8 protein-coding genes are annotated in these 14,977 nt (G+C 64.2%); 7 read left to right on the forward strand and 1 reads right to left on the reverse strand.

Going from position 1 to position 14,977, the window contains the following annotated elements:
• The gene (locus tag NKH95_RS28715) at window positions 1-1,929 is read right to left on the reverse strand and encodes an autotransporter assembly complex protein TamA (RefSeq protein ID WP_352893983.1); all 1,929 of its coding nucleotides are present in this window, start codon (window positions 1,927-1,929) and stop codon (window positions 1-3) included.
• A gap of 272 nt (window positions 1,930-2,201) precedes the next feature.
• Here NKH95_RS28715 and NKH95_RS28720 point away from each other — a divergent pair, with 272 nt between their 5' ends.
• From NKH95_RS28720 to NKH95_RS28750, 7 genes are all read left to right on the forward strand, one after another.
• Window positions 2,202-7,700, forward strand: coding sequence for an alpha-2-macroglobulin family protein (locus tag NKH95_RS28720; RefSeq protein ID WP_352893985.1), 5,499 nt, complete (start codon window positions 2,202-2,204; stop codon window positions 7,698-7,700).
• Window positions 7,701-7,874: 174 nt separating this feature from the next.
• On the forward strand, window positions 7,875-9,956 hold the full coding sequence (pbpC, locus tag NKH95_RS28725; RefSeq protein ID WP_352893986.1) for a penicillin-binding protein 1C: 2,082 nt from the start codon (window positions 7,875-7,877) through the stop codon (window positions 9,954-9,956).
• Between the two features lie 209 nt (window positions 9,957-10,165).
• Window positions 10,166-10,924 carry a M15 family metallopeptidase gene (locus NKH95_RS28730; RefSeq protein WP_352551700.1) on the forward strand — a complete coding sequence of 253 codons (759 nt, stop codon included), beginning with the start codon at window positions 10,166-10,168 and terminating at the stop codon, window positions 10,922-10,924.
• A 220-nt stretch (window positions 10,925-11,144) separates the two neighbouring features.
• Entirely contained in the window at window positions 11,145-12,170 is a 1,026-nt protein-coding gene (locus tag NKH95_RS28735) for a sulfate ABC transporter substrate-binding protein (RefSeq protein WP_127271865.1), read from the forward strand.
• 21 nt (window positions 12,171-12,191) lie between these two features.
• Entirely contained in the window at window positions 12,192-13,043 is an 852-nt protein-coding gene (cysT, locus tag NKH95_RS28740) for a sulfate ABC transporter permease subunit CysT (RefSeq protein ID WP_013530875.1), read from the forward strand.
• Window positions 13,036-13,920: a sulfate ABC transporter permease subunit CysW gene (cysW, locus tag NKH95_RS28745; protein WP_127270916.1), complete on the forward strand. Its 885-nt coding sequence runs from the start codon at window positions 13,036-13,038 to the stop codon at window positions 13,918-13,920. Before cysT ends, cysW begins: the two co-directional genes overlap by 8 nt.
• 13 nt (window positions 13,921-13,933) lie before the next feature.
• Window positions 13,934-14,974: a sulfate/molybdate ABC transporter ATP-binding protein gene (locus tag NKH95_RS28750; protein WP_023813221.1), complete on the forward strand. Its 1,041-nt coding sequence runs from the start codon at window positions 13,934-13,936 to the stop codon at window positions 14,972-14,974.
• The last annotated feature ends 3 nt before the right edge of the window (window positions 14,975-14,977 follow it).

The following is a 14,977-nucleotide window of genomic DNA, read 5'->3' on the forward strand; positions in this document are numbered from 1 at the left end:
TCAGAATGCCTGTCCGATGCCGGCATAGATGCCGAAATGCGGGTCACCCGGATCGCGGTTGAGCGGCACGGCGGCATCGATGCGCAGTGGCCCGAACGGCGTGACATAGCGCAGGCCGACGCCGGCGCCGACCTTGACGTCGGCGAAATCGGGGACCGACTTGGTCGACACGGTGCCGGCATCGACGAACGGCACGATGCCGATCGTGTCGGTGATGGCGATGCGCATCTCGACCGAGGTTTCGAAGAATGACAGGCCGCCGATCGGCTGGCCGGTGAAGTCCTTGGGTCCGATGCCCTGATAGGCATAGCCGCGCACCGAACCGCCGCCGCCGGAATAGAAGCGCCGGTCGGCTGGCACATGTTCGAGGCTGGTGCCGACGATCGAACCGATAGCGACACGTTCGGCCAGGACGAACTTCGAAGCCGAATCCAGCGACTGATAGGCCGACCCTTCGCCCCTCAGCTTCAGGAACGCCGCACCGCTCAAAATGTCGTAGCTGGGCTCGGCATAGGCCAGCACCCGGAAGCCGCTTGTCGGGTTCAGCCGGTTGTCCCGGTTGTCGTAGACATATTGCAGCGGAATGCTGGCGATCAGGTATTTGTGTTTGCCGAAAGCGTCGTGGATGCGGGAATAGTCGAGCGCCACTTCCGCCGAAACCGTCTGCTTCTTCGTCAGTTCGTAGGACAGGCCGGTGCTGCCCTTGACCGAGAAATGGTCGTAGGCGTCAGGATGTTCGAGCACCGTCTTGACGCTGGCGAAGAACTTGGATGCCGGCCCGATCACCCCCGGCTTCTCGAACATGATGCCGGCATTGTAGTTGAGTTCGCCGAGATCGTTGCTGCCGATGCCGCTGATCTTGCCCTCGATGCGAAGCTTCTCGGCCCGGCCGAACAAATTGCGGTGGCCCCAATAACCTTCCAGGCCCAGCCCCTCGGTGTTGGAGAAGGTGCCGCCGACGCCGAAATAGCGTGGCTTGCGCTCGCTGACCTGGACGCCGATCGGAATGTTGCCGTCGGCATCGAGCGTGTCGGCTTCCTTGAACGTCACGCTGTTGAAGACCTCGAGCGCCAGCAGCCGGTCGCGCGCGTCGTCGATTTCTTGCGGCGAGTATTGCCGGCCGCGCTTGAGGCCGGTCATGTATTCGGTGAAGTCGCGGTCGACCTTTTCGGTGCCTTCCACCGTGGTCGGGCCGTAGCCGGCGACCGGTCCGGCGGCGACCGTCAGCGTCACGTCCAGCGTCGAAGTAGCGTGGTCGGCGACGATCTGGCGGTCGGTCACCTCTGCCAGCGGCCTGCCTTGCTCCTTCAGCGTCCGCACGATCAGCGCCTCAGCCTTGAGCACGGCGCCGGATCCGGCGTCGCCGCCTGATATCAGGCCATAATCGGCGCTCATCAGTCCTGCCGCGTCGCCTTGCAGCCTGATATTGCCCAAGGTGAATTTCGGCCCGCTGGCGACATCGACAACCACCGGAATCGGCTGGGGGCCCTTGAATTCGGCATCCGGCGGCAAATCGTCGAGCGGCTTGCCGTCTATGGTGACGGTGACGACGCCTTCGTAACGGGCATCGGCATAAAGCGCGGCGACAAGCTGTTCGCGGTCGCTGCGCGCCTTGGCCATCAGCCCGAGCGAGCCTGAAACCGGACGCTCCTCGTCACTCTTCAGCGCCGAGGCATTTTCGAGCTTCTTGACCAGATCCTTGTCGGCGTCGGGGGCATTGATGGTCACGGCGTAGCGCAGGGGATCGACGATATCGGCATCCTCGTCGCTGGACGATCCCCACAGCTTGATGCCGAAAAGCTCGAAAGCGGCCGCCGGGCGCGATTCGGCGACGAGCACGGTCGAGCACATCATGGCCAGCAGCAGGGCGCGCGGAAGCGCACGCCCTGGCGCGCGACCTCCTGACATCTGCTCTTCATGCGCCGGCATTAAGACAACCTAGATTACAAAACTAAAATTGGAATGAAGTTCTGAAGCGCTCGTAAAGGGGCCACAATCCAATTGTCTGAAATAGGGCGGGCTTGGAATTCACACCTTTTGCGTCGCCGCAAGAATGCGTGATCCCCTGTCCTATGGAGGTACTACCGGTCATCGGCCGGAAAGGAAACCGCTGGCAGGCGGAACCCTGCCGCGTCCTTGTGTTGACAAGCCTGACTGAAGCTTGATCATGCCCGGACGTCAGCTGTGTCTGGAGGGGTGTTATGGCAATGCGCGCGGCTCGTGGTCTGTCTATCCTGATTCTTCTGTTTTTCGCCTGGGCCAATGTCCTGGCCTGGAGCAGCGCCGCGCAAGCGGCCGAGGCCCGGCGAATAGCGACAACGGACAATTCCGACTATTTCGGCTTTGATCTCAGGTCCGACCAGAATGTGACAATCGACCAGTGCAAGACGACGTGCCTGGGAGACCCGGCCTGCCGCGCCTTCACCTACAACAAAAAAGCCAAATGGTGCTTCCTCAAATCCGACTACAACCAGTTGAAAACCTTCAACGGCGCGGTCGCGGGCAAAGTCGTCAACATCGATGGCGATCCTGATATCGGCGCGCCGCCGGAACTCGCTTTCTTCCCCAACTGGATGGCCGATCAGGCCCAGCAATACCGCAACAAGCTGCTCGGCCCGGCCTATGACAGACCGACAGAAGGCATGGCTGCCTTGCTTAACGCCGCCGAACAGGCCGTGCTGACCGGCGATCACCGCTCCGCCATGCTGAAATACGAGGCCGCGGTCTCGGTGCTGCCCGATGATGGCCAGCTCTGGCTCAACCTGGCGCGTGAAACGCTGGCCGTTCAGCCCGCAGCAAGCACCTCCGAAGCATCCACTTTGCCGGCGAACGGCACGTCGGCCGCTTTCAATGCCTATAAATTGCTGCGCACCACCAAGACGCGCGCCGAAGTGCTGGCGCTGCTCGGCAATGGGCTCGACAAGCGCGATCTCTACCGGCCGGCGCTGCAGGCCTATGAGGCCAGCCTTGCCCTGAACCCTTCGCCGGCGGTCCAGGCCGACTATGCCGATCTCAAGGCCCGCAAGGGTTTTCGCGTCATCGACCATACCGTCGACGCCGACACCAGCGCGCCGCGCATCTGCGCGCAATTCTCCGAGGATCTGGTCAAGACCGGCGTCGACTACGCGCAGTTCGTCACCGTCGACAACGCGCCACCCAAGGGCGTCGAAGCCAAGGACAAGCAGATCTGCGTCGAAGGACTGGAGCATGGCCAGCACTACGACGTCACCTTCCGCGCCGGCCTGCCGGCGGCCATCGGCGAAGTGACCGCGGCACCCGTGGTGCTGTCGATCTATGTGCAGGACCGCGCACCGTCCGCCCGCTTCACCGGTGACAGCTTCGTGCTGCCGGCCGGCGCGCGCCGCGGCATTCCCGTCGTCACCGTCAACATGAACGCCGCCGAGATGAAGCTCTACCGCATCGGCGACCGTTCGTTGGCCCAGCTTCTGTCGGGCTACCAGTTCCTGCACCAGCTCGACGGCTATGACATCTCCAACATTTCCGAGCAGATGGGCGCGCCGGTCTGGCAAGGCCAGCTCGACATCGCCAATGATCTCAACAAGGAGGTCACCACCTCCTTCCCGGTCGACGAGGCGCTGCCGCAGCGCAAGCCCGGCGTCTATGTGCTGACCGCCCAGGCCGTCAACGACAAGAGCGACGACTACAATTCGATGGCCACGCAATGGTTCGTCGTCTCCGACATCGGTCTGTCGACCTATACCGGCCAGGACGGGCTCAACGTCTTTGCCCGTTCGCTGGGCAGTGCCAAGCCGATAGCAGGCGCCGAACTGACGCTCGTCGCCAGGAATAATGAGGTTCTCGGCACGGCGACGTCGGATGCCGACGGCCATGCCGTCTTCAACCCCGGCCTGACGCGCGGCGACGGCGGCATGGTCCCGGCCGTGCTGATGGCCAAGCAGGGCGACAATGACTTCGTCTTCCTCGACATGGGCCGGGCCGGCTTCGACCTGTCCGACCGCGGCGTCACCGGGCGCGCGGCGCCTGGTGCGCTCGACGTCTATGCCTGGACCGAACGCGGTATCTACCGCGCCGGCGAGGATGTCCATGTCGCCGCCCTTGCCCGCGATGGCGCCGCCAAGGCGGTCGAGAACCTGCCGCTGACCTTCGTCTTCTCGCGCCCCGACGGTGTCGAAAGCCGCCGCATCGTCAGTGACGGCGCTTCGGCCGGTGGCCATGCCGTCGACCTGCCGCTCGAACCCAACGCCATGCGCGGCACCTGGTCGGTGTCGATATACACCGATCCCAAGCAGCCGGCGGTGGCCAGCCAGATGTTCCTGGTCGAGGATTTCGTACCGGATCGCATCGAATTCGACATGAAGGCCGACAAGCAGGAGATCGCCCAGGGCGAAACCGCCAACATCGACATCGACGGCCGCTTCCTCTATGGCGCGCCGGCGGCGGGCCTGGCGCTGGAAGGCGAGCTGACGCTGTCGACTTCGCGCGACTGGGACCGCTTCCAGGGCTTTTCCTTCGGCCTCGCCGACGAGCAGTCGGCCGAACCCACGGTCACCCCCCTCGCCGATCTGCCGGTGGTTGGCGACGACGGCAAGGTGACCTTCCCGGTCTCCGTCGACCAACTGCCCTCGACCACCAAGCTGGTCGACGCCAAGGTGACGGTGAGGATGCGCGAAACCGGCGGCCGCGCCATCGAGCGTTCGCTCAACATTGGTACCCGCCCGCAAGGCCATATGATCGGCATCCGCCCGGATTTCGCCGACAATGAAGTGCCGCAGGGCGGCACCGCCAAGTTCAGCCTGATCGCCGTCGATCCCGACGGCAAGCGCGAGGCGCTGAAAGGCGCGCAGTGGACGCTGGTCAAGGTCGAGCGCAATTACCAGTGGTACCGCTCCAACAATTCCTGGAACTACGAGCCGGTCACCTTCACCAAGTCGATCGCCAACGGCCAGGTCGACCTCAGCGCCGACGGCGACGCGACGGTCTCCGTGCCGGTCGATTGGGGTCAGTACCGCCTCGAAGTCGAGACATCGGATCCCGAGGGACCGGCGACAAGCTACGAGTTCGATGCCGGCTGGTATGTCTCCTCGACCACCACCGAAACGCCTGACGGCCTCGAAATCGCCCTCGACAAGGACAATTATGCCGCCGGCGAAGTGGCCAGGCTGAAAGTCTCGCCGCACTTTGCCGGCGAACTTCTCATCAACATCGGTTCCGACAAGCTGTTGAAGACCGTCACGGCATCCGTGCCGGCCGGCGGCAGCACGGTCGACATCCCGGTCGGCGACGACTGGGGCGCCGGCACCTATGTCACCGCAACCCTGTTCCGGCCGGGCGAGGCGCAGGAAACGCGCATGCCGGCGCGCGCCATCGGCGTGAAATGGCTGAAGGTCGATCCGGGCTCGAAGAAGCTCGCCATCACCCTGACGCCGCCGGACAAGACCATGCCGCGCCAGCAGCTGTCGATCCCGGTTTCGGTCGCCGGCGTGCAGCCGGGCAGCAATGCCTATGTCATGGTTGCCGCCGTCGATGTCGGCATCCTCAACCTGACCAACTACAAGGCGCCGGATCCGGAGGAATGGTTCTTCGGTCAGCGCATGCTGGGCATGGAGATCCGCGACATCTACGGTCGCCTGATCGACGGCTCGCTGGGCAACACCGGCAAGCTCAGGACCGGCGGCGACGGCGCCAACATGCAGGCGCAAGGCAGCCCGCCGACCGAAAAGCTGGTCGCCTTCTTCTCCGGTATTGTCGAGCTCGATGCCGACGGCAAGGCGCGGATCGACTTCGACATCCCGCAGTTCAACGGCACCGTGCGCATCATGGCCGTCGCCTGGACCAAGGACGCGGTCGGCCATGCTCAATCCGACGTCATCGTGCGCGATCCCATCGTGATCACCGCCGGCCTGCCGCGCTTCCTGGCGCCTGGTGACGCGGCCGTCATGCGCCTCGATGTCGCCGACACCGATGGTCCGGCCGGCGACTACGCGTTCTCGATCGAAACGACGGGCGACCTCTCGACCGGCGACAAGCCCCTGCCCCAGAAGCTGACGCTCGCCCAGGGCAAGCGCCAGACGTTGACTGTCCCGCTGATCGCTCAGACGGCCGGCAATGCCTCGCTCACCATCAAGCTTGCCCATGCCGACGGCACCAAGGTGGAGCAGACGCTCTATGTGCCGGTGCGCCCGGCGCAATTACCGGTGACCACCCGGCTGGTGGTCGACCTCAAAGGTGATGGTGGAGCGCTGCGCGTCGACAAGGAACTGTTGGCGGCAAGCCTGCTCAACGGCGCCTCCGTCAGCGTCGGCGTTTCGCAGGCCGCCGCCTTCGACGTGCCGTCGCTGCTGATGACGCTCGACCGCTACCCCTATGGTTGCGCCGAGCAGACCACCAGCCGCGCCATGCCGCTTCTCTACGTCAATGAATTGGCTTCCGGCGTCGGCATGGCCAGCGATCCCGATATCCATGGCCGCATCCAGGATGCCATCTACAAGGTTCTGAGCTATCAGGCCTCGGGCGGCAGCTTCGGCCTGTGGGGCCCGGGCTCCGGCGATCTGTGGCTCGATGCCTATGTCACGGACTTCCTGACCAGGGCGCGCGAGCAGAAATACGATGTGCCGAGCCTGGCCATGAACCAGGCGCTGAGCAATCTGCAGAACTCGCTCGGCTACGACCAGAGCGTCCAGGACCGTGGCAGCGAGATCGCCTACGCCCTCTACGTTCTGGCCCGCAACAAGAAGGCCTCGATCGGCGACCTGCGCTACTATGCGGACACCCAGCTCGAAGCTTTCTCAAGCCCGATGGCCGTTGCCCAGCTGGCGGCAAGCCTGGCGCTCTACGGCGATACACCGCGCGCCGAAGCCACCTTCAAGACCGCCTTGCAGTTGGCAAAGTCCACCACCGACTACGACTACTACCGCTCCGACTACGGTTCGCGGCTGCGTGATGGTGCGGCGATGCTGGCGCTTGCGGCGGAATCCAAGCCGGTGCCGACGATCGTGCCGGAACTGATCAAGCTGGTGACCAGGGAACGCGCCGAAGCCCGCTGGACCAGCACCCAGGACGAATCCTGGATGCTGCTGGCGGCCCGCGCGCTCAGGGAAGGCAATGATTCGATCACGCTGGCCGTCAATGGCGCCGCACACTCCGGCGGCTATTCCAACCAGGTCGAAGGCTCTGACCTGGCCGACAGCCCGCTGACCATCGCCAACACCGGCAAGACCCCGCTGCAGGCCGTCGTCACCACCGTGGCGTCGCCGGTCCAGCCCTTGCCGGCCGGCGGCGAAGGCTTCACCATCAGCCGCACCTACTACAAGCTCGATGGCACCGAAGCCAATGTCACCGAGGCGACGCAGAACGAACGCTATGTCGTCGTGCTTAAGGTCAACGAGCAGAACAAATGGCCGTCGCGCCTGCTGGTCACCGACCTGTTGCCGGCCGGCTTCGAGATCGACAATCCCGGCCTGGTGTCCAGCGCCCAGTTGACGAACTTCTCGTGGCTGACGCAGACCGATGCGGCCCATCTCGAATTCCGCGACGACCGTTTCGTCGCGGCGTTCAACCCGGCCGACGGCGACCATGACCACAATCTGACCCTCGCCTATGTCGTGCGCGCGGTGACGCCGGGTACCTATGCGCACCCGGCGGCAACGGTGGAGGACATGTACCGGCCGCAATATTCGGCCCGCACCGCCACCGGCATGATGGAGGTCAAGGCGCCGTAAGGCGCTGATGGTGATGGACGCGATAAGCAAAGTGCCCCCTCACCCGCCCTCCGCTTCGCTCGGTCGACCTCTCCCCGAGGGGAGAGGAGACGACCAGCGCCGGCGCCAGTCTCTTCCCCCCATCGGGGAGAAGGTGGCCGCGAAGCGGCCGGATGAGGGGGCGTCTTTCCAGCCATGAAGATACTTCGCAAACTCGCTATTGGAGCCGCAGGGGGCGCCTGCCTTTTGGCGCTCTCCGCAGCCAGCCTCTGGGAACTCGACCGTGCTTTCCCACCCCCGCTTCCAGCCGAACTCACGGTCTCCACCGAAGTCCAGGATCGCGACGGCGAATTGTTGCGCGCCTTCGCCACGCCGGACGGGTACTGGCGGCTCGAAACCCGCCTCGACCAGGTCGACAAGCAGTTCGTCGACATGCTGGTCACCTATGAAGACAAGCGTTTCTGGGACCATGGAGGTGTCGACGTGCTGGCGCTGGCCCGCGCCGCCGGCCAGTTCGCCACCAGCGGCCACATCGTCTCCGGCGGCTCGACGCTTTCGATGCAGCTTGCCCGGCTGATCGAGCCGCGCGAAAGCCGCAGCCTCGGCTCCAAGGTCAGGCAGATGCTGCGCGCCATCCAGATCGAGCGGCGATTGTCGAAACGCGAAATCCTCGAACGCTACCTGACGCTGGCGCCTTATGGCGGCAATCTGGAAGGCGTGCGCGCCGCCTCGCTCGCCTATTTCGGCAAGGAGCCGAAACGGCTCACCGTTTCCGAATCCGCCCTGCTCGTCGCTCTGCCGCAACTGCCGGAAAAGCGCCGGCCCGACCGCAATTTGAAGATCGCCCACGCCGCCCGCGACCGGGTGCTGACCCGAATGGTCTCCTCCCGCCTGCTCGGCGAGCGCGAGGCTGCGCGTGCCGCCCTCGACGATGTGTCGGGCCTGCGCCGCACCCTGCCGGCGCTCGCCGCACACGCCGCCTATGCGGTGTTGCCCAAGGCCGTCCCCGGCCAGCCCTTGCAACTGACGATCCGCAAGAGCGTCCAGGAAGGGCTGGAACAGGTGGCGAGGGACGCGGCCACCAAGCTTGGGCCTCGCCTGTCGGTCGCCATGGTGCTGGCCGACTCCCGCACCGGCGACATTCTTGGTGAAGTCGGCTCGGCCAATTTCTTCGACGCCAGCCGCTCCGGCTGGATCGACATGACCAAGATCGTCCGCTCGCCCGGCTCGACGCTGAAGCCCTTCATCTACGGTCTTGCCTTCGAACAGGGCCTGGTGGCGCAGGAGACGCTGATCGACGACAGCCCCGTCGATTTCTCCGGCTATCGGCCGAAGAATTTCGACATGGGCTATCAGGGCGACGTCAGCATCCGGCAAGCGCTGCAACTGTCGCTCAACGTGCCGGCGATCCGCGTGCTCGACGCGGTCGGGCCAACGCGGCTGATGGCGCGCTTCCGCCAGGCAGGGGTAAACCCCATACTGCCGGTTAACGAGGCGCCGGGCCTAGCCATCGGTCTTGGCGGCGTCGGGGTGACATTGCGCGACCTCGTCCAGCTCTACACAGGGCTCGCCAATGGCGGCAAGACGCACACGCTGCATGATGGCACCGAGCCTGCCAATGCCGAGCGCACCAGCGCCACCATCCTCGACGGTCAGGCCAACTGGCAGATCATCGACATATTGTCGGGCGTCAAGCCGCCCGAGGGTGCCTTGCAGCGCGGCATCGCCTACAAGACCGGCACGTCCTACGGATACCGCGACGCCTGGTCGGTCGGCTTCGACGGCCGCTATGTGCTGGGCGTCTGGGTCGGCCGCCCCGATGCCGGCGCGGTGCCCGGCCTTTCCGGCTATGTCTCGGCCGCTCCCATCCTGTTCGAGGGTTTTGTCCGCTCGGGCCTCGCCACCGTCCCCTTGCCGGGCAAACCGCCCGGCATGTTCAGCCCCAGGCGCGAGGACCTCCCGGTGACGCTCGCCCGCTTCGGCGCCGGGTCGGACGGCCTGGTGCAGGCGACGGTGAGCGAACCCGCACCGACCATCATCTTCCCGCCCGACGGCGCCCGCGTCGATCTCGGCACCAATTCGGCCGACGCCTCGCCACTGGTGCTGAAGCTGCAAGGCGGCCGTGCGCCGTTCCGCTGGCTGGCCAATGGCAAGCCACTCACCGGCATCGACCGCCGCCGCACCGCGACCTGGCAACCCGATGGCGCCGGCTATTCGACGCTGACCGTGATCGACGCCGCGGGACGTGCGGCGAGTGTGAAGGTGTTTGTCGAATAGATCGCGCCAAGAAGCGATTCATGGAATTGGCTTTCCACAGGCTCAGCGGATAGCAGGATACTCACCCCATGCCTGTTCCGAGGCACCCCCCTCTGGCCTGCCGGCCATCTCCCCCGCAAGGAGGGAGATGGGATGTCCTTTCCGCTTTCGCCAACTGTCAAAGACAATACGCAACGGCAAAGCTGCCAATCTCCCCCCTTGCGGGGGAGATGCCCGGCAGGGCAGAGGGGGGTGCCTCGCGCAATCCTCGATCGTTAGCAGCCTCAGCACTGGCAGCAACAATCCTTATCGCGGCAGTCACCCTCCCCGCTTTCGCCGACGCCCTGCCCGCCGGCTTTGTCCGGCTCGCCGATGTCGACCCTTCGATCCGCCAGGACATCCGCTACGCCGGATCGGACAATTTCCTGCACCGCAAGGTAAACGGCTATGACGCGCCGGCCTGCATCCTCACCGAGCAGGCGGCCCAGGCACTCGGCCGTGTGCAGAAGGCGATCGTCGCCAAAAGCCTGACGCTGGTCGTGTTCGATTGCTATCGCCCTGCCCGCGCCGTCGCCGATATGGCTGAATGGACGAAACAGGGCGGGCCGCCCGATCCGCAATGGTATTCGAGGGTCAGGCGCAGCGACCTGATCGCCAACGGCTATGTCGGAGAGCTGTCGACCCATTCACGAGGCTCGACCGTCGACGTCGCCATCGCCCGGACGGACCGCAGGTCCAGCCCCAACCCGGCCTGTGGCGCGGTTGATACCGACACGCTCGATTTCGGTACCGGCTTCGACTGCTTTGATCCGATGAGCGAAACCGCCCACCGCGGCCTTGCCAGTGAAGCGGCGGCAAACCGCAAGATGCTTGTCGACGCCATGCGCGCTGGCAGCTTCAAGAACTATGCAAGGGAATGGTGGCACTTCACGCTGAAAAGCGAACCGTTCGCCAGACAGCGTTTCGACTTTCCCATCACCGCCGATTGATGCACCGGACCAAATTCCACACCTTGCCTCGGCACCGCCCCTTGCTAGATAGGCTGAGTGGCCGGGCCATGGATTCTTCCTTTGGCCGCAAGAGGAAAATATTTCTCCTAACGGCGAAATGGCGTCGAACATTTTCTCAAGAGGGGCAAAAAAGGCAACATTGAATGCATCTAATTTCTACCAATTCGGTAGATTTGGCGCGGGTTCAACGGAGGCAGAAATGACCAAACCTCATTTCAGGAAACTGCTCGGCGCACTGGTCGCCACATCTGTCCAGTTCGGCACGCTCGGTTTCGCGTTTGCCGATACCACCATTCTCAACGTGTCCTACGATCCGACACGCGAGCTCTACAAGGCCTATGACGAAGCTTTCGTCGCGCATTGGAAGGCCGAGACCGGAGAGACGGTCACCGTCCAGCAGTCGCATGGCGGATCGGGCGCCCAGGCCCGCGCCGTGATCGATGGCCTCGACGCCGATGTGGTGACGCTGGCACTTGAAGGCGACATTAATGCCATCGTCTCGAAGGCGAAGAAGATCAATCCGGACTGGCGCACCAAATTCGAAAACAATTCAGCGCCTTACACCTCGACCATCATCTTCCTCGTTCGCAAGGGCAATCCCAAAGGCATTCACGACTGGAGCGACCTCGTCAAGGACGGTGTCCAGGTGATTACGCCTAATCCGAAAACTTCCGGCGGCGCGCGCTGGAACTATCTCGCCGCCTGGGCCTACGCTAACGCCAATGACGGCGGCGACGAGGCCAAGACCAAGGAGTTTGTCGGCAAGCTCTACGCCAATGCCCCGGTGCTCGACACCGGCGCGCGCGGCTCGACCGTGACCTTCGCGCAAAAGGGTCTTGGCGATGTGCTTATCGCCTGGGAAAACGAGGCCTATCTGGCGCTCGACGAGTTCGGTGCCGACAATTTCGACATCGTCTACCCGCCGACCTCGATCCTGGCAGAACCGCCGGTGGCGGTGGTCGACGCCAATGTCGATGCCAAGGGCACGCGCAAGGTCGCCGAAGCCTATCTGAGCTGGCTCTATTCCAAAGAAGCACAGACGATCATCGCCAAGAACCATTATCGTCCTGCCAAGCCCGATCTGGTGCCGGCCGAAGACCTCGCCAAGCTGCCGCCGATCAAGCTCGTAACCATCGACGATCCACAGTTTGGTGGCTGGAAAAAAGCACAGCCTTATCATTTCGGCGATGGTGGTATATTCGACCAGATCTACAAGCCCCAGTAAGCAGTCGATATTCAGGACGACATGACCACAGCACCCGCCCAGGCGGGGTGGCGATTCAGGCAGCCGAGCGTCATTCCGGGTTTCGGATTGACGCTCGGCTTCTCGCTTGCCTACCTCACCCTCATCATCCTCATCCCGCTATCCGGGCTGCTCTGGCGCTCGGCCGCCCTTGGCTGGCCTGAATTCTGGGCGATCGCCACCGATCGCCGCACCATCAATGCGCTGAGAATCAGCTTCGGCACCGCCTTCGTCGCAGCTGCGGTCAACGTCGTCTTCGGCACGCTGGTCGCATGGGTGCTGGTGCGCTACCGCTTCCCCGGCCGCCGCATCGTCGATGCCATGGTCGACCTGCCCTTCGCCCTGCCGACGGCTGTGGCCGGCATCGCGCTGACCACGCTCTACGCGCCGAACGGCTGGATCGGCAAATTGCTGATGCCGCTCGGCATCAAGGTAGCCTATACGCCGCTCGGTATCGTCATCGCGCTGATCTTCATTGGCCTGCCCTTCGTCGTGCGCACCGTGCAGCCGATCATGGAGGAGATCGACAAGGAAGTGGAGGAAGCCGCCGCCACGCTTGGCGCCAATCGCTTCCAGATCATCACCCGCATCCTGTTTCCGGGCCTGGCGCCGGCCATCGTCACCGGCTTCGCGCTCGCCTTCGCGCGTGGCGTCGGCGAATATGGCTCGGTCATCTTCATCGCCGGCAACTTGCCCTACAAATCAGAAATCGCACCGCTGCTGATCGTTATTCGGTTGGAGGAATACAATTATCCGGCGGCAACCGCGATCGCGGCGATCATGCTCGCTTTGTCGTTCATCATGCTTTTGGTCGTCAACCTCGCACAGTCATGGAGCCGCAAGCGCTATGGCTGACCCGGAGATCAAATCCTACGAACCGCATCATGAAAGCCAGTCGGCGGCGGTCACGGAAAGCCGCCCTGCGCGCCTGGCTCTGATGGCCGTCGCCTTCGCCTTCCTCGGCATTTTCCTGCTCTTGCCGCTGATCATCGTCTTCAACGAAGCCTTCGCCAAGGGCATCGGTGCCTACACCGAAGCGCTCGGCAGTGCCGACACCCGCTCGGCGATCCGGCTGACGCTGCTGGTGGCGGCGATCTCGGTGCCGCTCAACATCGTCTTCGGCATCTCCGCCGCCTGGGCGATCGCCAAGTTCGAGTTCAAGGGCAAGGCCTTCCTGACCACGCTGATCGACCTCCCCTTCTCGGTCTCGCCGGTCATATCGGGCCTCGTTTATGTGCTTCTGTTCGGCGCCCAAGGGCTGCTCGGCACCTGGCTGAAAGCGCATGGCATCGTCATCCTGTTTGCCGTGCCGGGCATCGTGCTGGCCACAATCTTCGTCACCTTCCCCTTCGTCGCCCGCGAGTTGATCCCGCTGATGCAGGAACAAGGCAATGGCGACGAGGAGGCAGCGCTTTCGCTCGGCGCCAATGGCTGGCAGACCTTCTGGTACGTGACCTTGCCCAACGTCAAATGGGGGCTGCTCTACGGCGTGCTCCTGTGCAATGCGCGTGCCATGGGCGAGTTCGGCGCGGTATCGGTGGTGTCGGGTCACATACGCGGCCTGACCAACACCATGCCGCTGCATGTCGAAATCCTCTACAACGAGTACAACGCCGTCGGTGCCTTCGCCGTCGCTTCATTGCTTGCGGGCCTGGCGCTCGTCACGCTGGTCTTGAAAACACTTCTCGAGATGCGCTACGGCGCCGAGATCGCCGCAACACGCGGGCACTGACAAAGGGACCACTATGGAAGTTCGCGTTGCCAACGTGCGCAAGGAGTTTGACCGGTTTCCGGCGCTTCACGACGTCTCGCTCGACATCAAGTCGGGCGAACTGATCGCGTTGCTGGGACCGTCCGGTTCCGGCAAGACGACGCTGCTCAGGCTGATTGCCGGGCTGGAGCGGCCGACACGGGGAAAGATATTCTTCGGCGACGAGGACGCCTCGCACAAGTCGATCCAGGAGCGCAATGTCGGCTTTGTCTTCCAACACTATGCGCTGTTCCGGCATATGACGGTGGCGGACAATATCGGCTTCGGCCTGAAGGTCCGGCACGGACCGTCGCGCCCGCCGGCGCAGGAGATCCGCCGTCGCGCCTCCGAGCTTCTGGACCTCGTCCAGCTTTCAGGGCTCGAAAAGCGCTATCCGGCGCAGCTCTCCGGCGGCCAGAGGCAGCGCGTGGCGCTGGCGCGCGCCATGGCGATCGAGCCCAAGGTGCTGCTGCTCGACGAGCCGTTCGGCGCGCTTGACGCGCAGGTGCGCCGGGAATTGCGCCGCTGGCTGCGCGAAATCCATGACGCCACCGGCCATACCACCGTCTTCGTCACCCACGACCAGGAAGAGGCGCTGGAGCTTGCCGACCGCGTCGTGGTGATGAGCCAGGGCCGCATCGAGCAGGTCGGCACCGCCGACGATATCTACGACACGCCGAACTCGCCCTTCGTCTATGGCTTCATCGGTGAATCAAGCTCGCTTCCCGTCAAGGTCGAGAATGGCGAGATCTGGCTCGCCGACCGTCCGATCGGGATTGCCGCGCCCAACGAGCCCTCGGGCGATGCGACGCTCTATTTCCGCCCGCATGATGTCGAACTGCTGGACGGCTGCAGCGGCTGTATCGCCGGCACGGTCGCCGCCAGCCGCCGCGTCGCCGGCACGCGCCGGGTCGAGCTTGAGATCGGCGGAGAGCGCCAGCGGGTCGAAATCGAACTGCCCGTCGACCACCCCGCGGCGCAGAAAAGCCGGGTGGCGTTTCGCCCCGGACGCTGGAAACTTTTTCCGGCGGCTTGATCC

Source organism: Mesorhizobium sp. M0848 (assembly GCF_040319805.1).
In the GTDB taxonomy this organism is placed as follows: Bacteria; Pseudomonadota; Alphaproteobacteria; order Rhizobiales; family Rhizobiaceae; genus Mesorhizobium.

What these genes read in the sequence shown, in the direction of transcription:
- NKH95_RS28735 (WP_127271865.1), top strand. Translation starts at nt 11,145, where the DNA reads ATGACCAAACCTCATTTCAGGAAACTGCTCGGCGCACTGGTCGCCACA.
- pbpC (WP_352893986.1), top strand. Translation starts at nt 7,875, where the DNA reads ATGAAGATACTTCGCAAACTCGCTATTGGAGCCGCAGGGGGCGCCTGC.
- NKH95_RS28720 (WP_352893985.1), top strand. Translation starts at nt 2,202, where the DNA reads ATGGCAATGCGCGCGGCTCGTGGTCTGTCTATCCTGATTCTTCTGTTT.
- NKH95_RS28750 (WP_023813221.1), top strand. Translation starts at nt 13,934, where the DNA reads ATGGAAGTTCGCGTTGCCAACGTGCGCAAGGAGTTTGACCGGTTTCCG.
- cysW (WP_127270916.1), top strand. Translation starts at nt 13,036, where the DNA reads ATGGCTGACCCGGAGATCAAATCCTACGAACCGCATCATGAAAGCCAG.
- NKH95_RS28730 (WP_352551700.1), top strand. Translation starts at nt 10,166, where the DNA reads ATGCCCGGCAGGGCAGAGGGGGGTGCCTCGCGCAATCCTCGATCGTTA.
- cysT (WP_013530875.1), top strand. Translation starts at nt 12,192, where the DNA reads ATGACCACAGCACCCGCCCAGGCGGGGTGGCGATTCAGGCAGCCGAGC.
- NKH95_RS28715 (WP_352893983.1), bottom strand. Translation starts at nt 1,929, where the DNA reads ATGCCGGCGCATGAAGAGCAGATGTCAGGAGGTCGCGCGCCAGGGCGT.